The sequence below is a fragment of the Kluyvera genomosp. 3 genome, assembly GCF_011765685.1.
Taxonomy (GTDB): domain Bacteria; phylum Pseudomonadota; class Gammaproteobacteria; order Enterobacterales; family Enterobacteriaceae; genus Kluyvera; species Kluyvera georgiana_A.
This window is the reverse complement of sequence record NZ_CP050321.1, coordinates 241,148-259,863: the sequence shown is the minus strand read 5'-3', so window position 1 is coordinate 259,863 and position 18,716 is coordinate 241,148. Positions and strand designations below refer to the sequence as shown.

Sequence of the window (18,716 nt, the reverse complement as noted above, 5' to 3'; positions counted from 1 at the left end):
AATTATTGCTCCGGCGTTGTCGCGTCGGTTGAGGGGGATATTTCCGCCAACTTTTGCTCCAGCTCAGCCACGCGGCGGGAAAGCTGCGCAAGCGCGTCATCCGCTGCTGGTGCGGATTCTGAAGGTTTTATATGTGACTGCATGCCCCAGCCGCGTTCAGGCTGGTAGAGGGTGGCCCAGATCCATAAAAACGGCCAGATAACATGCAGCGTAAACAGACTGACCCAGCCGGCAGTATGAATAGCATCGGCGTGGGGATGATTACGCTTTTTCGCAATGGTATAAGGAATATCATGAATCATGATGATCCCGTAAAACAGGACCAGGAAAACGAAGATCAGCACGCCCAACGCAAAATAGTTTAGAAACATATCTGCCCCAGATTCACGCTTATTTGGTTTTTTTAAATTGCAGGCAGCCGAGATGCTGATGGCTGATAATATGAAAATAATGCGCAATGACCGTTTTCGCCATTCCGCGGCGGGGAATTTTTACCAGAAGAGACGGACAGCAAAAAACGCTGGTTGTACACAATGCGTCACCAGCAGGAGAAGTCGTTAAATCGGCGTCAATACGCCGATTTTTATGCTACTTTTTCGGCGTTTCCACAGGGCGATAAAGGTTACGATAATGGGCTAATCGCACCAGAAACATCTCGGCTTTGTCCTCGGGAATATCGGCGGGAACCCGGTCTGAATAGGGTCGTTTTTGCAGATACTCCATAAACGCCTGGCTGGAGGCCATAAAGTCTACCGCCTTATCAATGATTTGCGGTACGTTCTCTCCCATTTTGCTCATCGTCGCACTCCCTCTTTAAGACCTTTCCCTAAGCATGGATAATCCTGGCGCGAAGGGTTGAGGAAAATGTGCGGTTCTTCGCCACTCATTTCCAAAAAAGCGATCAACTTAACTATTTTATGAAATAACAATACTATTCATAAAGTTACATTAATTATCTGCTTATAATCGCCCGAAGAAACTACCTTATTTTGTATAATTAACTACCAGAAATGAGCAGCAACGCGCATACTAAGCGCTATTACGTCTATTTTGTTATCAGATATCAGCAAGATGAAAGAAATCGAGAAAAATGAAATCAAACGTCTGAGCGATCTGCTCGACGCCATCCGCCACCAGCAGGCAGGCCTGTCTCTGGTTGAGAGCGCAGAAAAATATGCCGAGCAGGAAGAAGAAAAAACCAAGCTCGAAACCGAAATTGCTCGCCTGCGTGAAGTGCATACGCAGAAGCTGAGCAAAGAGGCCCAGAAACTGGCCAAAATGGGCTTCAGCCGTCCAATCACCAAAAAAGAACAGGCCGACATGGGCAAGCTGAAGAAAAGCGTCCGTGGCCTGGTGGTGGTTCACCCGATGACAGCGCTTGGCCGTGAAATGGGCCTGCAGGTGATGACCGGGTTCGCGAAGAGCGAGTTCTGATTCCTCCTTGAACCTTCTCCCGCCCGGGGGAAGGTTTTTTATTCTCTCCCTCCCAAATTGGCCCAACCAATTTCACAACCAAATCTCTGGTAATTCACAATTCCACTATTTAGCGTCACAAACACATTGCTACATAGCAACATTTGATTAACCATTCATTGTCATTATCCCTACACCACCCTATTGGAAGGGCCAATTTTACACAAACTGTGACGCAGAGATGAGCACAGACTCACCGCCGACCGGTACGTGTGGCCCCCTGGAGACCTGCATGAGCCTCTGGCAACAAAACTACGATCCGGCCGGGAATATCTGGCTTTCAAGCCTGATTGCCTCACTCCCTATCCTGTTCTTCTTCTTCGCGCTGATTAAGCTCAAGTTGAAGGGCTACGTCGCAGCCAGTTGGACGGTATTCATCGCCCTTGCCGTCGCGTTGCTGTTCTACAAAATGCCGGTCGACCGCGCGCTGGCGTCGGTGGTGTACGGCTTCTTCTACGGTCTGTGGCCCATCGCCTGGATTATTATCGCCGCCGTTTTTGTCTACAAAATTTCGGTGAAGACCGGGCAATTCGACATTATTCGTTCGTCGATTCTTTCCATTACGCCGGACCAACGTTTGCAGATGCTGATCGTCGGCTTCTCCTTCGGCGCCTTCCTCGAAGGGGCGGCGGGTTTCGGCGCGCCGGTGGCGATTACCGCCGCGCTGCTGGTTGGTCTGGGCTTTAACCCTCTGTATGCAGCGGGTCTGTGTCTGATCGTCAATACCGCACCGGTGGCGTTTGGCGCGATGGGAATTCCGATTCTGGTCGCCGGGCAGGTGACCGGGCTGGACAGCTTTGAAATCGGCCAGATGGTAGGCCGTCAGTTGCCCTTCCTGACCATCATCGTGCTGTTCTGGATCATGGCGATTATGGACGGCTGGCGCGGTATCAAGGAGACCTGGCCCGCGGTGATGGTAGCAGGTGGTTCGTTTGCTATCGCCCAGTACCTCAGCTCTAACTTCCTGGGGCCGGAACTGCCGGACATCATCTCTTCGCTGGTTTCTCTGGTGTGTCTGACGCTGTTCCTCAAGCGCTGGCAGCCGGTACGTATTTTCCGCTTTGCCGATATGGGCGCCTCCCAGGTCGATATGAACCTGGCGCGCACCGGCTACACCGCCGGGCAGATCGTTCGCGCCTGGTCGCCGTTCCTGTTCCTGACCGCCACTGTGACGCTGTGGAGCATCCCGCCGTTTAAAGCGCTGTTCGCTCCAGGCGGCGCGCTGTACGATCTGGTGATTAACGTTTCGGTTCCGTATCTCGACAAGCTGGTTGCCCGTATGCCACCGGTAGTGAGTCAGGCCACGGCCTACGCGGCGGTCTATAAGTTCGACTGGTTGTCGGCAACCGGCACCGCGATTCTGTTTGCCGCCCTGCTCTCTATCGTCTGGCTGCGCATGAAACCGAAAGATGCCATCAATACCTTCGGCTCCACGCTGAAAGAACTGGCGTTACCGATTTACTCTATCGGCATGGTGCTGGCGTTCGCCTTTATCTCGAACTATTCAGGTCTGTCATCAACGCTGGCACTGGCGCTGGCGCATACTGGCCACGCCTTTACCTTCTTCTCACCGTTCCTCGGTTGGCTCGGCGTGTTCCTGACCGGTTCGGACACCTCTTCCAACGCGCTGTTCGCCGCGCTTCAGGCTACCGCCGCGCAACAAATTGGCGTGTCGGACGTGCTGCTGGTTGCGGCTAACACCACCGGCGGCGTCACCGGCAAGATGATTTCGCCGCAGTCCATCGCCATTGCCTGCGCGGCGGTTGGCCTGGTAGGTAAAGAGTCCGACCTGTTCCGCTTTACCGTGAAACACAGCCTGATTTTCACCTGCATGGTGGGCGTAATCACCACGCTGCAGGCTTACGTCTTAACCTGGATGATTCCGTGATAACACTGCCCAAACGTCTGTCAGACGATGTCGCCTGCCGCGTGCGGGCACTGATTGAAGAACAACAGCTGGAGGCGGGCATGCGTTTGCCCGCCGAAAGAAAGCTGGCAGCCCAGCTGGGCGTCTCGCGCAACTCGCTGCGCGAAGCGCTGGCGAAGCTGGTGAGCGAAGGATTGCTGCTCAGCCGTCGCGGCGGCGGCACCTTCGTGCGCTGGCAGCATGAAGGCTGGTCTGAGCAAAATATTGTGCAGCCGCTGAAAACGCTGCTGGCCGACGATCCGGACTACAGCTTTGATATCCTCGAAGCGCGCCACGCCATTGAAGCCAGCACCGCCTGGTATGCCGCGATGCGCGCGACCGATGCCGATAAAGAAAAAATCCGCCTCTGCTTTGAAGCCACCCAGAGCGACGACCCGGACCTCGCCTCTCAGGCCGACGTTCGCTTCCATCTCGCCATTGCCGAGGCATCCCACAACGTGGTGTTGCTGCAAACCATGCGCGGTTTTTTTGACCTGTTGCAATCGTCGGTGATCCAAAGCCGCGAACGCATGTATCTGGTGCCGCCGGTGTTTGCGAAGCTGACCGAGCAGCATCTGGCCATTCTCAATGCCATTACCGCCGGTGATGCCGAAGGCGCGCGTCAGGCGATGATGGCGCACCTCGGTTTCGTCCACACCACCATTAAACGTTTTGATGAAGACCTGGCTCGCCAGGCGCGGATCACCCGCCTGCCCGACGACCACACTGATATTTCCAGGGAGAAAAAAGCATGATTATTTCCGCTGCGAGTGACTATCGCGCTGCCGCCCAGCGCATTCTGCCGCCGTTCCTGTTCCACTATATTGACGGTGGCGCGTATGCGGAACACACCCTGCGCCGCAATGTGGAAGATCTCTCCGACGTCGCGCTGCGCCAGCGTGTGCTGAAAAATATGTCCGACCTGAGCCTGGAAACCACGCTGTTTAAAGAGCAGCTTTCTATGCCGGTCGCGCTGGCGCCGGTTGGTCTGTGCGGTATGTACGCCCGTCGCGGCGAAGTGCAGGCCGCCGCCGCCGCGGATGCCAAAGGCATCCCGTTTACCCTCTCCACCGTGTCGGTCTGCCCGATTGAAGAGGTCGCCCCGACCATCAAGCGCCCGATGTGGTTCCAGCTGTATGTGCTGCGCGATCGCGGCTTTATGCGCAACGCGCTGGAGCGCGCCAAAGCGGCAGGCTGTTCAACGCTGGTCTTTACCGTCGATATGCCAACCCCTGGCGCGCGCTACCGCGATGCCCACTCCGGCATGAGCGGCCCCAACGCCGCCCTGCGCCGCTACTGGCAGGCGGTGACTCATCCGCAATGGTCCTGGGACGTTGGCCTCAACGGGCGTCCGCACGACCTGGGCAATATCTCGACCTATCTCGGCAAACCCACCGGGCTGGAAGATTACATCGGCTGGCTGGCGAATAACTTCGATCCGTCTATCTCGTGGAAAGACCTCGAGTGGATCCGCGAATTCTGGGACGGCCCGATGGTGATCAAAGGGATCCTCGACCCGGAAGATGCCCGCGACGCGGTGCGCTTCGGCGCGGATGGTATCGTGGTTTCTAACCACGGCGGCCGCCAACTCGACGGTGTACTCTCCTCCGCCCGCGCGCTGCCGGCGATTGCCGATGCGGTAAAAGGGGATATCACGATTCTGGCTGATAGCGGCATCCGTAACGGTCTCGACGTGGTGCGCATGATTGCGCTGGGCGCGGACAGCGTGCTGTTAGGCCGCGCGTACCTCTACGCGCTGGCAACACACGGGCAGGCGGGGGTGGCTAACCTGCTGAATCTGGTTGAGAAAGAGATGAAGGTGGCGATGACGCTGACCGGGGCGAAATCGATTAAAGAGATTAGCCGCGATTCGCTGGTGCAGAGTGCGGAAGTGGCGCAGGTGTTTAATGCCATTAAGCAGGGAAATGCGGCGTAGTTTTGTGCCGTTTGTTCCCCTCACCCTGGCCTTCTCCCCAGAGGGGCGAGGGGACTGTTCAGTTTCGTTTGCTCACCCGCAGATCTGCTCTGCTCCCTCTCCCATTCAGGGAGAGGGCCGGGGTGAGGGTTTCCGCAAATTCTGCTATCCTGCCCCGCAATCCAAGGGGGCAGTATGCTTAACATCGTTTTATTCGAACCTGAAATCCCGCCCAATACCGGGAACATCATCCGTCTGTGCGCCAACACCGGCTTCCGTCTGCATATCATCGAACCGATGGGCTTTGCCTGGGACGATAAACGCCTGCGCCGCGCCGGGCTGGACTACCACGAGTTCACCGCCGTCACGCGCCATGCCAATTATGCCGCCTTTGTTGAGAGCGAAAACCCGCAGCGCCTGTTTGCCATGACCACCAAAGGTACGCCCGCCCACAGCGCGGTGAGCTATCAGGACGGCGACTATCTGATGTTTGGCCCGGAAACCCGTGGGCTGCCCGCGACCATTCTGGACGCGCTGCCGCCTGAGCAAAAAATTCGGATTCCGATGATGCCGGACAGCCGCAGCATGAACCTGTCGAACGCGGTGTCGGTGGTGGTGTATGAGGCATGGCGCCAACTGGGGTATCCGGGCGCCGTATTGCGTAGCTGATATTGGCCGGATGACGGCTACGGTTTGGTAGGCCCGGTAAGCGCTGCGCCACCGGGCAAGGCCTTAAATCCCGTCGCCGTACTCAAACCCGTGATTAATGCCGTTGAAGTGCTGATCCATATCCATCGCCGGTTTATCCGACTCCGGTTTGCCGACGATACGCGCCGGTACGCCTGCGGCGGTGGTGTGTGGTGGAACCGGCTGCAAGACCACTGAGCCCGCGCCGATTTTCGCGCCGCGACCCACTTCAATATTGCCGAGGATCTTCGCCCCGGCACCAATCATCACGCCTTCGCGGATTTTCGGGTGACGGTCGCCGCTGGTTTTACCGGTACCGCCAAGGGTGACGGACTGGAGGATCGAGACGTCGTTTTCAATCACCGCCGTTTCCCCAACCACTATGCCGGTCGCGTGGTCGAGCATGATACCGCGGCCAATTTTGGCCGCCGGGTGAATATCCACCTGGAAAGATACGGAGACCTGATTTTGCAGGAAAATCGCCAATGCGCGACGCCCCTGGCCCCACAGCCAGTGACCAATGCGATAAGCCTGCAGAGCGTGGAAACCCTTCAGATACAGCAGCGGGGTAGAATATTTGTCGACCGCCGGGTCACGCGTGCGCACGGCCTGAATATCGCAGGCAGCGGAGGCGATCATCTCCGGGTCGGCGGCGTAGGCCTCTTCCACCACTTCGCGAATCGCGATAGCAGGCATAATCGGAGAAGCCAGCTTGTTGGCAAGCATGTAGCTTAAGGCACTGCCGAGGTTTTCGTGTTTGAGTAAGGTCGCATGATAAAAACTGGCGAGCATAGGCTCACAGTCCGCCAGAGCCCTGGCTTCCGCTTTAATATTGTTCCAGACAATTTCCAGTTCTTCACACGACATTGCTTACTCCAGACATATTGGAACGATCGGCAAGTCTGCGCTTGCCGGATCGTCGGGATGACAAAGGTTTCCTGCGATTAATTGCCGCTATGCTCATCCTTGCGTGCACGACCTAATAAGGTCAATGCTGCCTCGCGCGCGTTTTTTCCGCAATATAATACCTGATAAATTTCCTCGGTTATTGGCATTTCGACACCTACACGGTGCGCCAACTCGCGGACTTCTTTGGTATTACGGTAACCTTCGACCACCTGGCCAATACTGTCCTGCGCTTCCTGAACCTGCGCCCCTTTGCCCAGCGCCATGCCGAAACGACGGTTTCGCGACTGGTTGTCGGTACAGGTCAGCACTAAATCGCCGAGCCCCGCCATGCCCATAAAGGTCACCGGGTCTGCGCCCAGCGCCACGCCCAGGCGCGACATTTCGGTCAGGCCACGAGTGATCAGCGCCGTACGCGCGTTGGCGCCAAAGCCAATGCCGTCGGAGATGCCCGCACCAATCGCAATCACGTTTTTCACCGCTCCGCCCAGCTGGACGCCGATGAAGTCCGGGTTGCTGTAGACGCGGAAGCTTTTGCCGCAGTGCAACAACTGCTGCAAATCGTCGGCAAAGACCGGGTCCGTCGCCGCCAGCGAAATCGCCGTCGGCAAACCCGCCGCCAGCTCTTTGGCAAAGGTTGGGCCAGAAATCACCGCCAGCGGGATCTCGTCACCCAGCGCTTCACGCGCCACATCCTGCAACAGACGACCGGTTTCCGCTTCCAGGCCTTTCGTCGCCCATAAAAGGCGCGCATCAGGACGCAGCAGCGGTTTCATCTGACGCAGTACGTCGCCGAATACGTGGCTTGGCACCACCACCAGAATATCGCGGCTGGCGGCCAGAGCGGTCGCTAAGTCGCTTTCCAGGTGGAGCGTCTCGGGAAACGGAACGTCGGGAAGAAATGCCGCGTTGCAGCGATCGTGCTGTAGCGTCGCGACATGTTTGGGATCGTGGCCCCAGAGTACGACCTGGTGGCCGTTTCTTGCCACGGTGATGGCAAGAGCGGTGCCGTAAGAGCCGGCACCGATCACAGTCATTGAAGCATTAAGTGCGTTCATCAGGCATCCTGATGTTGTTCTGCACCTTCGCCAGCCTGCTGCTGCAGATAGTTCATGAACAGCGCATCAAAGTTAACCGGCGCAAGGTTCAGCTGTGGGAAAGTCCCACGGGAAACCAGGCTGGTGATGCATTCACGCGCATACGGGAACAGGATGTTCGGGCAGTATGCACCCAGGCAATGAGCCATTTGAGTCCCTTCGATACCTTCGATGGAGAAGATACCCGCCTGCTGAGTTTCACACAGGAATGCGGTTTCTTCGCCCAGCGTCGCCGTTACGGTGACACGCAGCACCACTTCATACACGCCTTCAGCCAGCTGGTTGGAAGCGGTATCCAGATCAAGTTTAACCTCTGGCTGCCAATCTTTCTGGAAAACATGCGGTGCATTCGGCGCTTCAAAGGAAACGTCTTTGGTGTAGATGCGCTGAATCTGGAAAGCCATTTCTGCGTTGTTTTGTTCTGACATGTGTAAAAAACCCTTTCGTGTTGTCCTTAAAAAAAGCGGTACGCCTCACGCCTGCTTCTGCAGGCGCGAACGCGAAGCATTAGCGCAGCAGGGGATCAAGTCCACCACGCGCATCAAGCGCATACAAGTCGTCGCAGCCGCCAATGTGCTGTGCATCAATAAAAATCTGCGGAACCGTCGTGCGGCCGCTGCGCTGAATCATCTCTTCGCGCTTTTCAGCGTTACCGTCGATAGGCAGTTCCTCAAAGGTGACGCCTTTTTCAGACAGCAGCGCTTTTGCACGGTGGCAATAAGGGCATGTTGCTTTGGTATAGATTTCAATCTTCGCCATGACAGCTCTCCTGACTTCACCCGATGAACGAGCAGGGAATTATTTGCCGCGAACCAGAGGCAGGTTTTCACCGCTCCAGCCAGCAATACCTTCTTTCAGTACGAATACTTTTTCAAAACCGGCTTTCAGCAGTGCGGTAGCGGACTCAGTTGCCTGCATACCCGTACCGTCGGTCACGATCACCGGTTTGTCTTTGTGTTTTTCCAGCTCGCCGACGTTGTTGGCTTTGATTTCGTTCGGCAGCAGGTTCAGGGAACCGGCAATGTGGCCCTTACGGAAATCATCACGCTGGCGCAGGTCAACGACAATCGCGTCTTCTTTGTTGATCAGGCGCGTCGCTTCGCCGCGGTTGATGACCTTAACTTTAGACATCAGCCCTTTAAAAGTGGTGAACAGCACGGCCGCCAGCAGCGCGATCCACGCGATGCTCAGGACAGGGTGACGACCTACAAATTGCATAATTTCTTGCATGGGGGGTAACAGCTCCCGACGTGTAATGTTTAAAAACCAGGGAAGGAGTATACCTGCGGCGTGGCGCAAATACAGCCAGCGCGCGCGATGTAATGCGTTTTCTGCGGAGTGCTACGGAAAAAAGGGGGAAAATGTGCGTTTTTCCTCGTGCATCTCCCCGCTTTCTTTGATCTCTCATTGTTATTTTATCGATTCAGCTGTAGTAAAATTACGCAAATTTTCTGTCTTTAGAGCATGAGGTTGTCGCAATGTCGGTTTCTAAAAAACCTATGGTACTGGTGATTCTGGATGGCTACGGCTACCGCGAAGAGCATCAGGATAACGCTATTTACAGCGCAAAAACGCCAGTAATGGACGCGCTGTGGGCCAAACGTCCGCATACCCTGATCCACGCTTCCGGCCTGGAAGTGGGTCTGCCAGACGGTCAGATGGGTAACTCTGAAGTCGGTCACGTGAACCTGGGCGCAGGCCGTATCGTCTATCAGGATCTGACCCGTCTTGACGTTGAAATCAAAGATCGCCAGTTCTTCGCTAACCCGGTGCTGTGCGGCGCGGTAGACAAAGCGGTTGCCGCCGGTAAAGCGGTACACATCATGGGCCTGCTGTCCGCCGGTGGCGTACACAGCCATGAAGACCACATTATGGCGATGGTAGAGCTGGCCGCTGAACGTGGCGCAGAAAAAATCTACCTGCACGCCTTCCTCGACGGTCGTGATACCCCGCCACGCAGCGCTAACGGCTCCCTGCAGAAGTTTGAAGAGAAATTTGCCGCACTGGGCAAAGGCCGCGTCGCCTCCATCATCGGTCGTTACTACGCGATGGACCGTGACAACCGTTGGGATCGCGTTGAACAAGCTTACAACCTGCTGGTTGAAGCCAAGGGCGAATTCCAGGCTGACACCGCGGTTGCCGCGCTGGAAGCCGCTTACGCTCGCGACGAAAACGACGAATTCGTGAAAGCAACCGTCATCCGTGCAGCCGGCCAAGCCGATGCCGCAATGGAAGATGGCGATGCGCTGGTCTTCATGAACTTCCGTGCTGACCGCGCGCGTGAAATCACCCGTGCTTTTGTTAACGCTGACTTCGACGGCTTCAAGCGCCACAAAGAAGTGAAGCTGGGCGATTTCATCATGCTGACTGAATATGCGGCAGACATCAAAGCACCGTGCGCCTACCCACCAGCGTCTCTGGAAAATACCTTTGGCGAGTGGATGGCGAAGCATGACAAAACCCAGCTGCGCATCTCCGAAACCGAGAAATACGCGCACGTGACTTTCTTCTTCAACGGCGGCGTTGAAGAGCCGTTCAAAGGCGAAGATCGCATCCTGATCAACTCCCCGAAAGTGGCCACCTACGACCTGCAGCCGGAAATGAGCTCTGCCGAGCTGACCGAGAAGCTGGTTGCGGCCATCGAAAGCGGCAAGTACGACACCATCATCTGTAACTACCCGAACGGCGATATGGTTGGCCATACCGGCGTCATGGAAGCCGCAGTGAAGGCCGTTGAAGCGCTGGATCACTGCCTGGATGAAGTCACTCATGCGGTCGAGAAAGTGGGCGGCCAACTGCTGGTCACCGCTGACCACGGCAACGCCGAGCAGATGCGTGATCCGGCTACCGGCCAGGCGCACACTGCCCACACCAGCCTGCCGGTTCCGCTGATTTATGTTGGCGACAAAACCGTCAAAGCGGTGGAAGGCGGCAAGCTCTCCGACATCGCGCCGACCATGCTGGCGCTGATGGGGATGGAAATCCCGCAACAGATGACTGGTAAGCCGCTGTTCATCGTGGAATAATCCTTCCCCATGAGGGGAAAGGCGATCTATTCCATTAAATGGGCCGAAGCGACGCTTCGGTCTACGTTTTACGCCAGCGTGCTCAGCGCTGGCGTATTGCTGTGCGCCACGCCCGCCCACGCGGACGACCGCTCACAGCTCCAGTCTATTCAGGCCGATATCGCCGCCAAAGAGCGCGCGGTACGCCAACAACAGCAACAACGCGCCACCCTTCTCGCCCAGCTTAAAGCGCAGGAACAGGCCATCGCCGCCGCCGCGCGTCAGCTACGTGAAACGCAAAACTCGCTGGCGCAGCTCAATGCGCAAATCGCCGAGATGAACGCCAACATTGCGAAGCTGGAAAAACAGCGCGCGATGCAGGAGCGCAACCTCGCCGCACAGCTTGATGCCGCGTTCCGTCAGGGCGAACATACCGGTATTCAGCTGATTCTCAGCGGTGAAGAGAGCCAGCGTGGGCAGCGTCTACAGGCCTATTTCGGCTACCTGAACCAGGCGCGGCAGGAAACCATCGCCGAGCTCAAACAAACCCGCGAAGACGTGGCGGCGCAAAAAACCGAGCTGGAAGAGAAACAGAGCGAACAGCAAACGCTGCTGTACGAACAGAAGGCCCAGCAGGCCAAACTGGAAGCGGCGCGTAACGAGCGCCAGAAAACGATTTCCGGGCTGGAATCCTCCATTCAGCAGGGCCAGCAACAGCTTGGCGAGCTACGGGCGAACGAATCCCGCCTGCGCAATAGCATTGCGCGTGCCGAAGCGGCAGCAAAAGCCCGCGCCGAGCGCGAAGCCAAAGAGGCCGAGGCGGTACGTAACCGTCAGCAAGAGGCCACCCGCAAAGGCACTACCTACAAACCTTCCGAAAGTGAACGCTCACTTATGGCACGAACCGGCGGTCTGGGCGCCCCTCGCGGTCAGGCTTACTGGCCGGTTCGCGGCACGACGCTGCATCGCTATGGCGAACAGCTACAAGGTGAGCTACGTTGGAAGGGGATGGTCATCAGCGCATCGGAAGGCACCGAAGTCAAAGCCATTGCCGATGGGCGCGTCATCCTTGCCGACTGGCTACAGGGCTATGGCCTTGTTGTGGTGGTCGAGCACGGTAAAGGCGATATGAGCCTCTACGGGTATAACCAGAGCGCGCTGGTCAGCGTCGGCACACAGGTCCGCGCCGGGCAGCCGATCGCCCTGGTGGGCAACAGCGGCGGACAGGGTCGACCGTCGCTCTATTTCGAAATTCGCCGCCAGGGTCAGGCGGTCAATCCACTGCCGTGGTTGGGAAGATAAGTTTTGCTTCAATTTCGTCGAGTCGTACTTCTTAGTGCGCTGGCATTCGCCGCGCCGAGCTATGCCGGTAAGCTCTCTATCGTTATCGATGACTTTGGTTATCGTCCGCAGCAGGAAAATCAGGTGCTGGCGATGCCGTCCACCATTTCCGTTGCGGTACTCCCTAACGCCCCTCATGCGCGTGAAATGGCCACTAAAGCCCATAACGCCGGGCATGAAGTGTTGATTCACCTGCCGATGGCGCCGCTCAGTAAGCAGCCGCTGGAAAAAGACACCCTGCGCCCGGACATGAGCAGCGATGAGATCGAACGGATTATTCGCGAAGCGGTTGATAAAGTGCCGTATGCCGTAGGCCTGAACAACCATATGGGCAGCGCGATGACCTCCAGCCTGTTTGGTATGCAAAAAGTGATGCAGGCACTCAGCCGCTACAATCTTTACTTCCTCGACAGCATGACCATCGGCAATAGCCAGGCCATGCGCGCCGCTAACGGTACCGGGGTGAAGGTGATTAAGCGCAGAGTGTTCCTCGACGACACCCAGAACGAAGCGGATATTCGTCGCCAGTTTAACCGGGCAGTCGACCTCGCGCGCCGCAACGGTTCGGCGATCGCTATTGGGCACCCACATCCGACGACCGTGCGCGTATTGCAGCAAATGGTCTACAACCTGCCGTCAGATATTACGCTGGTGCGCCCGAGCAGCCTGCTCAACGAGCCGCAGGTTGACACCTCGACGCCGAATCGCGGTTTGCCGCCGTCCGTTCAACCGTCACAGCCACGCAACCCATTCCATGGCGTGAAGCTTTGCAAGCCGAAGAAACCACTGGAGCCGGTCTACGCCAGCCGCTTCTTCAACGTATTGAGCGAAAGCATCACCCACAGCACGCTGGTGCAGTATATGCAGCTGCAATGGCAGGGGTGGAGCAGCAGTGGGGCTTAATTAACCGCGCATCTTTGACCACAGGCGAATGAGGAACCATACGCTGTGTATGTCGGTAAGCCCTTTCGCCAGGTCGGAGAGTGCGATCTGCTCGTTGAATTTTTGTCGTACGGCCGTTTTGTCTTTTATCTTACGGCGATAGAGCCCCAGAAAATGCCCGCTTTCTTTTAACGCGTGAATCAGCAGCGAACGGCGAACGGCTGCATATTCCGGACGTTTCGCGTAGGCGATCAGTTTGCTGATAATATCAATGTAGCTATAGGCTCGTGGATCGTAGTAGCGAGTGTGATTAGTGATCGACTCAGTATTCTTGACGTAGTAGTAATCCGGCGTCTCTGAGAGATAAAACACACCATTGGCCAGCGCCAGTTCCGTCGTCCACAGAATATCTTTATGGCTGCTGCCAATATGAAAATCGATATTATTTTTTTTGATGTACTCTGAACGGATAATTTGCAGCCAGATATAATGCGGCCATTCCCGCACTTTCACCGCATGGTTAATCCATGCAAAACCACTCTGCGTTTGGTTATAAATCTGTCGGGAGTGAACAGCATGCCCATGCTGATGGCCACGTGCCGAAGTGAACATACCGTTGGAAATGAGCACATCGCAATTATTTTTCTCGGCCAGTTGCAGCCGTGAATAAATCATATCCGGATGAATATCATCATCGGCATCAAGTAAAATCAGCCATTTGCCCTGGTGGGCTGCCAGTCCTGCGTTTCGCGCAACGTAGACGCCGCTGTTAGGTTGAGAAATGATTTTCAGCCGGCTGTCAGAAATCGACGAAAGAATATTCAGCGTATTATCCGTTGAACCATCGTCAATAACGATAAGCTCCAGCGATACCCTTTGTTCAGCCAGAACGTCTTCAACGATCTGCTGGATACTCTTTTCACCGTTATATACCGGAATAATAACGCTAACATCGATTGTCTGGCTGGTCATACTCGCTCTTTACTATGAAGTGAAACTGGCGCTAGCGTACTAGAGATGAAGCCGAAAATAAAAGGCCAGGAGAGCGATCCTGGCCTTTTATGATTAATCCCAGCTCAGCACAACTTTACCGGACTGACCGGAACGCATCGCGTCAAAGCCTTTCTGGAAGTCATCAATGCCGAAGCGGTGGGTGATGATCGGCGACAGGTCGAGGCCAGACTGGATAAGCGCCGCCATCTTGTACCAGGTTTCGAACATTTCACGGCCATAGATACCTTTAATAAACAGCCCCTTAAAGATAACTTTGGTCCAGTCGATGGACATATCGGACGGTGGAATACCCAGCATCGCAATGCGTCCGCCGTGGTTCATGGTGTCCAGCATGGAGCGGAACGCTGGCGGCGCGCCGGACATTTCCAGACCGACATCAAAACCTTCAGTCATGCCCAGCTCAGCCATCACGTCGTTGAGATTCTCTTTGGCGACGTTGACCGCGCGGGTCACGCCCATTTTGCGCGCCAGCTCCAGGCGGTATTCGTTCACGTCAGTAATCACCACGTTACGCGCACCAACGTGTTTGGCAACCGCGGCCGCCATCACGCCAATCGGGCCCGCGCCGGAGACCAGCACATCTTCACCCACCAGGTCGAAAGAGAGCGCGGTGTGCACCGCGTTGCCGAACGGGTCAAAAATTGAGGCCAGGTCGTCGGAGATATTGTCCGGAATTTTGAACGCGTTAAACGCCGGGATCACCAGATATTCCGCAAAACAGCCCGGACGGTTAACGCCAACGCCAATGGTGTTGCGGCACAGGTGCGTACGTCCGGCGCGGCAGTTACGGCAGTGACCACAGGTGATATGGCCTTCACCGGAGACGCGGTCGCCGATTTTAAAGCCGCGCACTTCCTGGCCGATACCGACCACTTCGCCCACGTATTCATGACCCACAACCATCGGTACCGGGATCGTCTTCTGTGACCATTCATCCCAGTTGTAGATATGCACGTCGGTGCCACAAATCGCGGTTTTGCGAATTTTAATCAGCAGGTCATTGTGGCCGAGTTCCGGTTCCGGAACGTCGGTCATCCAGATCCCTTCTTCCGCTTTCAGTTTAGATAACGCTTTCATCTGACACCCTCAGGCAATCACGCCCAGTTGTTTACCGATGCGGGTAAAGGCTTCCACCGCACGTTCAATTTGTGCCGTCGTATGCGCCGCTGACATCTGGGTGCGGATACGCGCCTGGCCTTTTGGTACCACCGGGAAGAAGAATCCGGTGACGTAAATTCCTTCTTTTTGCAGCTCACGCGCGAAATTCTGCGCCACCACCGCATCGCCCAGCATTACCGGGATAATCGCGTGGTCCGCGCCCGCAAGCGTAAAGCCAGCGGCGGTCATTTTTTCGCGGAACAGACGGGCATTGGCCCACAGCTGGTCGCGCAGCTCAGCGCCATTCTCCACCATCTCCAGCACTTTAATCGATGCGGCAACGATAGCCGGCGCCAGCGAGTTGGAGAACAGATACGGACGCGAACGCTGGCGCAGCCACTCCACCACTTCCTTACGCGCTGCGGTATAGCCGCCGGACGCGCCGCCAAGTGCTTTGCCCAGCGTGCCGGTGATGATGTCGACACGGCCCATCACATCACAGTATTCATGCGAACCACGGCCATTTTCACCGACGAAGCCAACCGCGTGGGAATCATCGACCATCACCAGCGCATCGTATTTGTCCGCCAGGTCGCAGACGCCTTTCAGGTTGGCAATCACACCGTCCATCGAGAACACGCCGTCGGTGGCAATCAGCACGTGGCGTGCACCGGCTGCACGCGCTTCCTTCAGGCGCTCTTCCAGCTCAACCATATCGTTGTTGGCATAGCGGAAACGCTTCGCTTTACACAGGCGCACGCCGTCGATGATCGAGGCGTGGTTCAGGGCGTCGGAGATAATGGCGTCTTCTGCGCCCAGCAGCGTTTCAAACAGGCCGCCGTTGGCATCAAAGCAGGAGGAATACAGAATGGCGTCTTCCATACCGAGGAAGCTTGCCAGCTTCTGCTCCAGCGCTTTGTGGCTGTCCTGGGTGCCGCAAATGAAACGTACCGAGGCCATACCGAAACCATGGCTGTCCATACCGGCTTTGGCGGCATTGATCAGCTCAGGGTGGTTGGCCAGGCCAAGGTAGTTGTTGGCGCAGAAGTTAATGACGTGGCTGCCGTCGCCCACGGTGATATCCGCTTGCTGAGCGGAGGTGATAATACGTTCTTCTTTAAACAACCCTTCCGCACGGGCGGTATCGAGGTCCTGAGTTAACTGTTTGTAAAAATCACCACGCATTGCAACTCTCCAGATTCGGTAAAATTTGGCACATATTACCCAAAGCTATACGCTGATACGAGATGATGCATGTCTGAATGAATTATTTGCAGCATAAATCACGCGTCCCACATCCAGCCGAACGGTGAAAGGCTGAAGGCGGGCTAATGTGATGGTATGATTAGAAGCATTCGTGCCTGGGATACGCCCTGGCCCACCAATATCAAAGGTTACAGTTATGATTATCGTTACCGGCGGCGCTGGCTTCATTGGCAGCAACATCGTGAAAGCGCTGAATGACAAAGGCATTACCGACATCCTGGTAGTGGACAACCTGAAAGACGGCACCAAGTTCGTAAACCTGGTGGACCTGGATATCACCGACTACATGGATAAAGAAGATTTTCTGATCCAGATTATGGCCGGTGAAGAATTCGGCGACATCGAAGCCGTATTCCACGAAGGCGCTTGCTCTTCCACCACCGAGTGGGACGGTAAGTACGTGATGGATAACAACTATCAGTACTCCAAAGAACTGCTGCACTACTGCCTCGAGCGTGAAATTCCGTTCCTGTACGCCTCTTCCGCAGCCACCTACGGCGGCCGCACCAGCGACTTTATCGAGTCCCGCGAATTTGAAAAACCGCTGAACGTGTACGGTTACTCTAAATTCCTGTTCGACGAGTACGTACGCCGCATCATGCCGGAAGCGAATTCGCCGATCGTGGGCTTCCGCTACTTTAACGTCTACGGGCCGCGTGAAGGCCACAAAGGCAGCATGGCGAGCGTCGCGTTCCACCTGAACACCCAATTGAACAACGGCGAAAGCCCGAAACTGTTCGAAGGCAGCGATGGCTTCAAACGTGACTTCGTTTACGTCGGCGACGTGGCGGCGGTAAACCTGTGGTTCTGGGAAAATGGTAAATCCGGCATCTTCAACCTCGGTACCGGCCGCGCGGAATCCTTCCAGGCCGTGGCTGACGCCACCCTGGCGTTCCACAAAAAAGGCAGCATTGAATACATTCCGTTCCCGGACAAACTGAAAGGCCGCTATCAGGCGTTCACGCAGGCCGATCTGACCAACCTGCGCGCTGCTGGCTACGATAAGCCGTTCAAGACCGTCGCCGAAGGCGTAACGGAATACATGGCCTGGTTGAACCGCGACGCGTAAGAAGTCAGCATGAAAATACTGGTGATCGGCCCGTCATGGGTGGGCGACATGATGATGTCGCAAAGTCTCTATCGCACGCTCAAGGCGCGCTATCCCCAGGCGATAATCGACGTGATGGCACCCGCGTGGTGCCGTCCGCTGTTATCGCGGATGCCGGAAGTCAATGAAGCGATCGCCATGCCTTTAGGGCACGGCGCGCTGGAAATTGGCGAACGGCGCAAGCTCGGCCATAGCCTGCGCGAGCGGCGCTATGATCGCGCTTATGTCCTGCCTAATTCCTTTAAATCTGCGTTGGTGCCCTTCTTTGCCGGTATCCCACTGCGCACCGGCTGGCGCGGCGAGATGCGCTACGGCCTGCTGAACGATGCGCGAGTGCTGGATAAAGAGGCCTGGCCGCTGATGGTCGAGCGCTACGTGGCGCTGGCCTACGACAAAGGCGTGATGCGCTGCGCGAAAGATCTGCCGCAGCCGCTGCTGTGGCCGCAGTTGCAGGTGAACGAAGGCGAGAAATCGCTGGCCTGTAACGCGTTTTCGCTCTCCAGCGACCGCCCAATGATCGGCTTTTGCCCCGGCGCGGAGTTTGGTCCGGCAAAACGTTGGCCGCACTATCACTACGCCGCACTCGCGAAGCAGCTGATCGACCAGGGTAATCAGATTGTTCTTTTCGGTTCCGCAAAGGACAACGAGGCAGGTAATGAAATTATCGCCGCACTCAGCGACGAGCAAAAAGGCTGGTGCCGTAACCTGGCTGGCGAGACCCAACTGGAGCAGGCAGTGGTGCTGATTGCCGCTTGTAAGGCTATCGTCACCAATGATTCCGGCCTGATGCACGTGGCTGCCGCGCTAAACCGCCCGCTGGTTGCACTCTACGGGCCAAGCAGCCCGGACTTCACGCCGCCGCTGTCAAACAAAGCGCGGGTGATTCGGCTGATTACCGGTTACCACAAGGTCCGCAAAGGCGACTCTGCGCAGGGCTATCATCAGAGCCTGATCGATATCACCCCAGCGCGCGTCCAGGAAGAGCTCAACGCGCTGCTGTCGAGCGAGGAAGCCTGAC

Annotated in this window: 20 protein-coding genes; 10 read left to right on the top strand and 10 right to left on the bottom strand. The window is 56.3% G+C overall.

The window, feature by feature from the left end; all coding sequences use genetic code 11:
• Positions 1-2: 2 nt before the first annotated feature.
• On the bottom strand, positions 3-371 hold the full coding sequence (locus tag GY169_RS01280) for a DUF3302 domain-containing protein (RefSeq protein WP_167574821.1): 369 nt from the start codon (positions 369-371) through the stop codon (positions 3-5).
• Between the two features lie 217 nt (positions 372-588).
• Entirely contained in the window at positions 589-798 is a 210-nt protein-coding gene (locus tag GY169_RS01275) for a hypothetical protein (RefSeq protein WP_065357211.1), read from the bottom strand.
• 273 nt (positions 799-1,071) lie between these two features.
• Between GY169_RS01275 and GY169_RS01270 the strand changes: the two genes are divergently transcribed.
• The 5 genes from GY169_RS01270 to trmL all read left to right on the top strand — a co-directional run bounded on the left by GY169_RS01270 (position 1,072) and on the right by trmL (position 5,963).
• The gene (locus tag GY169_RS01270) at positions 1,072-1,434 is read left to right on the top strand and encodes a YibL family ribosome-associated protein (protein ID WP_167574820.1); all 363 of its coding nucleotides are present in this window, start codon (positions 1,072-1,074) and stop codon (positions 1,432-1,434) included.
• Positions 1,435-1,705: 271 nt separating this feature from the next.
• Complete coding sequence (gene lldP, locus GY169_RS01265) at positions 1,706-3,361, top strand: L-lactate permease (protein ID WP_163448408.1); 1,656 nt, start codon at positions 1,706-1,708, stop codon at positions 3,359-3,361.
• Complete coding sequence (lldR, locus tag GY169_RS01260; protein WP_064541052.1) at positions 3,358-4,134, top strand: transcriptional regulator LldR; 777 nt, start codon at positions 3,358-3,360, stop codon at positions 4,132-4,134. The genes lldP and lldR overlap by 4 nt, the downstream gene beginning before the upstream one ends.
• Positions 4,131-5,315, top strand: coding sequence for an FMN-dependent L-lactate dehydrogenase LldD (lldD, locus tag GY169_RS01255; protein WP_167574819.1), 1,185 nt, complete (start codon positions 4,131-4,133; stop codon positions 5,313-5,315). Before lldR ends, lldD begins: the two co-directional genes overlap by 4 nt.
• Positions 5,316-5,489: 174 nt before the next feature.
• Positions 5,490-5,963 carry a tRNA (uridine(34)/cytosine(34)/5-carboxymethylaminomethyluridine(34)-2'-O)-methyltransferase TrmL gene (trmL, locus tag GY169_RS01250; protein ID WP_167574818.1) on the top strand — a complete coding sequence of 158 codons (474 nt, stop codon included), beginning with the start codon at positions 5,490-5,492 and terminating at the stop codon, positions 5,961-5,963.
• A gap of 63 nt (positions 5,964-6,026) precedes the next feature.
• On the opposite strand, the gene cysE is transcribed toward trmL, so the two are convergent.
• The 5 genes from cysE to GY169_RS01225 form a co-directional block, all read right to left on the bottom strand.
• On the bottom strand, positions 6,027-6,848 hold the full coding sequence (gene cysE / locus GY169_RS01245) for a serine O-acetyltransferase (RefSeq protein WP_035894708.1): 822 nt from the start codon (positions 6,846-6,848) through the stop codon (positions 6,027-6,029).
• Between the two features lie 77 nt (positions 6,849-6,925).
• Positions 6,926-7,945, bottom strand: coding sequence for an NAD(P)H-dependent glycerol-3-phosphate dehydrogenase (gene gpsA / locus GY169_RS01240; RefSeq protein WP_163448415.1), 1,020 nt, complete (start codon positions 7,943-7,945; stop codon positions 6,926-6,928).
• On the bottom strand, positions 7,945-8,412 hold the full coding sequence (gene secB, locus GY169_RS01235; protein WP_064541041.1) for a protein-export chaperone SecB: 468 nt from the start codon (positions 8,410-8,412) through the stop codon (positions 7,945-7,947). The genes gpsA and secB overlap by 1 nt, the downstream gene beginning before the upstream one ends.
• Before the next feature lie 79 nt (positions 8,413-8,491).
• Positions 8,492-8,743 carry a glutaredoxin 3 gene (gene grxC, locus GY169_RS01230; RefSeq protein ID WP_163448417.1) on the bottom strand — a complete coding sequence of 84 codons (252 nt, stop codon included), beginning with the start codon at positions 8,741-8,743 and terminating at the stop codon, positions 8,492-8,494.
• 39 nt (positions 8,744-8,782) lie between these two features.
• On the bottom strand, positions 8,783-9,214 hold the full coding sequence (locus GY169_RS01225) for a rhodanese-like domain-containing protein (protein WP_163448418.1): 432 nt from the start codon (positions 9,212-9,214) through the stop codon (positions 8,783-8,785).
• A gap of 248 nt (positions 9,215-9,462) precedes the next feature.
• On the opposite strand from GY169_RS01225, the gene gpmM reads away from it, so the two are divergent.
• Genes gpmM through GY169_RS01210 form a run of 3 tightly spaced genes read left to right on the top strand, consistent with a single transcriptional unit; the run spans position 9,463 to position 13,233 of the window.
• Positions 9,463-11,010 (top strand): 2,3-bisphosphoglycerate-independent phosphoglycerate mutase, encoded by a 1,548-nt coding sequence (gpmM, locus tag GY169_RS01220; protein WP_167574817.1) that lies wholly within the window; start codon positions 9,463-9,465, stop codon positions 11,008-11,010.
• Positions 11,011-11,019: 9 nt separating this feature from the next.
• On the top strand, positions 11,020-12,291 hold the full coding sequence (gene envC, locus GY169_RS01215; RefSeq protein ID WP_163448422.1) for a murein hydrolase activator EnvC: 1,272 nt from the start codon (positions 11,020-11,022) through the stop codon (positions 12,289-12,291).
• Between the two features lie 3 nt (positions 12,292-12,294).
• Complete coding sequence (locus GY169_RS01210) at positions 12,295-13,233, top strand: divergent polysaccharide deacetylase family protein (protein ID WP_163448424.1); 939 nt, start codon at positions 12,295-12,297, stop codon at positions 13,231-13,233.
• Here GY169_RS01210 and GY169_RS01205 read toward each other — a convergent pair whose 3' ends face one another.
• The 3 genes from GY169_RS01205 to kbl form a co-directional block, all read right to left on the bottom strand.
• Positions 13,234-14,184 (bottom strand): glycosyltransferase, encoded by a 951-nt coding sequence (locus GY169_RS01205; RefSeq protein WP_167574816.1) that lies wholly within the window; start codon positions 14,182-14,184, stop codon positions 13,234-13,236.
• A 93-nt stretch (positions 14,185-14,277) separates the two neighbouring features.
• Positions 14,278-15,303 (bottom strand): L-threonine 3-dehydrogenase, encoded by a 1,026-nt coding sequence (gene tdh, locus GY169_RS01200; protein ID WP_163448426.1) that lies wholly within the window; start codon positions 15,301-15,303, stop codon positions 14,278-14,280.
• A 9-nt stretch (positions 15,304-15,312) separates the two neighbouring features.
• Positions 15,313-16,509, bottom strand: a complete 1,197-nt coding sequence (kbl, locus tag GY169_RS01195; protein WP_163448428.1) for a glycine C-acetyltransferase — start codon at positions 16,507-16,509, stop codon at positions 15,313-15,315.
• A 217-nt stretch (positions 16,510-16,726) separates the two neighbouring features.
• Here kbl and rfaD point away from each other — a divergent pair, with 217 nt between their 5' ends.
• Positions 16,727-17,659: an ADP-glyceromanno-heptose 6-epimerase gene (gene rfaD / locus GY169_RS01190; protein WP_064541014.1), complete on the top strand. Its 933-nt coding sequence runs from the start codon at positions 16,727-16,729 to the stop codon at positions 17,657-17,659.
• Between the two features lie 9 nt (positions 17,660-17,668).
• On the top strand, positions 17,669-18,715 hold the full coding sequence (gene rfaF / locus GY169_RS01185) for an ADP-heptose--LPS heptosyltransferase RfaF (RefSeq protein WP_167574815.1): 1,047 nt from the start codon (positions 17,669-17,671) through the stop codon (positions 18,713-18,715).
• Position 18,716 lies beyond the last annotated feature (1 nt).

What these genes read in the sequence shown, in the direction of transcription:
- lldP (WP_163448408.1), top strand. Translation starts at nt 1,706, where the DNA reads ATGAGCCTCTGGCAACAAAACTACGATCCGGCCGGGAATATCTGGCTT.
- tdh (WP_163448426.1), bottom strand. Translation starts at nt 15,303, where the DNA reads ATGAAAGCGTTATCTAAACTGAAAGCGGAAGAAGGGATCTGGATGACC.
- trmL (WP_167574818.1), top strand. Translation starts at nt 5,490, where the DNA reads ATGCTTAACATCGTTTTATTCGAACCTGAAATCCCGCCCAATACCGGG.
- GY169_RS01205 (WP_167574816.1), bottom strand. Translation starts at nt 14,184, where the DNA reads ATGACCAGCCAGACAATCGATGTTAGCGTTATTATTCCGGTATATAAC.
- gpmM (WP_167574817.1), top strand. Translation starts at nt 9,463, where the DNA reads ATGTCGGTTTCTAAAAAACCTATGGTACTGGTGATTCTGGATGGCTAC.
- secB (WP_064541041.1), bottom strand. Translation starts at nt 8,412, where the DNA reads ATGTCAGAACAAAACAACGCAGAAATGGCTTTCCAGATTCAGCGCATC.
- rfaF (WP_167574815.1), top strand. Translation starts at nt 17,669, where the DNA reads ATGAAAATACTGGTGATCGGCCCGTCATGGGTGGGCGACATGATGATG.
- GY169_RS01270 (WP_167574820.1), top strand. Translation starts at nt 1,072, where the DNA reads ATGAAAGAAATCGAGAAAAATGAAATCAAACGTCTGAGCGATCTGCTC.
- grxC (WP_163448417.1), bottom strand. Translation starts at nt 8,743, where the DNA reads ATGGCGAAGATTGAAATCTATACCAAAGCAACATGCCCTTATTGCCAC.
- GY169_RS01225 (WP_163448418.1), bottom strand. Translation starts at nt 9,214, where the DNA reads ATGCAAGAAATTATGCAATTTGTAGGTCGTCACCCTGTCCTGAGCATC.
- rfaD (WP_064541014.1), top strand. Translation starts at nt 16,727, where the DNA reads ATGATTATCGTTACCGGCGGCGCTGGCTTCATTGGCAGCAACATCGTG.
- envC (WP_163448422.1), top strand. Translation starts at nt 11,020, where the DNA reads ATGAGGGGAAAGGCGATCTATTCCATTAAATGGGCCGAAGCGACGCTT.
- GY169_RS01275 (WP_065357211.1), bottom strand. Translation starts at nt 798, where the DNA reads ATGAGCAAAATGGGAGAGAACGTACCGCAAATCATTGATAAGGCGGTA.
- kbl (WP_163448428.1), bottom strand. Translation starts at nt 16,509, where the DNA reads ATGCGTGGTGATTTTTACAAACAGTTAACTCAGGACCTCGATACCGCC.
- cysE (WP_035894708.1), bottom strand. Translation starts at nt 6,848, where the DNA reads ATGTCGTGTGAAGAACTGGAAATTGTCTGGAACAATATTAAAGCGGAA.
- GY169_RS01280 (WP_167574821.1), bottom strand. Translation starts at nt 371, where the DNA reads ATGTTTCTAAACTATTTTGCGTTGGGCGTGCTGATCTTCGTTTTCCTG.
- gpsA (WP_163448415.1), bottom strand. Translation starts at nt 7,945, where the DNA reads ATGAACGCACTTAATGCTTCAATGACTGTGATCGGTGCCGGCTCTTAC.
- lldD (WP_167574819.1), top strand. Translation starts at nt 4,131, where the DNA reads ATGATTATTTCCGCTGCGAGTGACTATCGCGCTGCCGCCCAGCGCATT.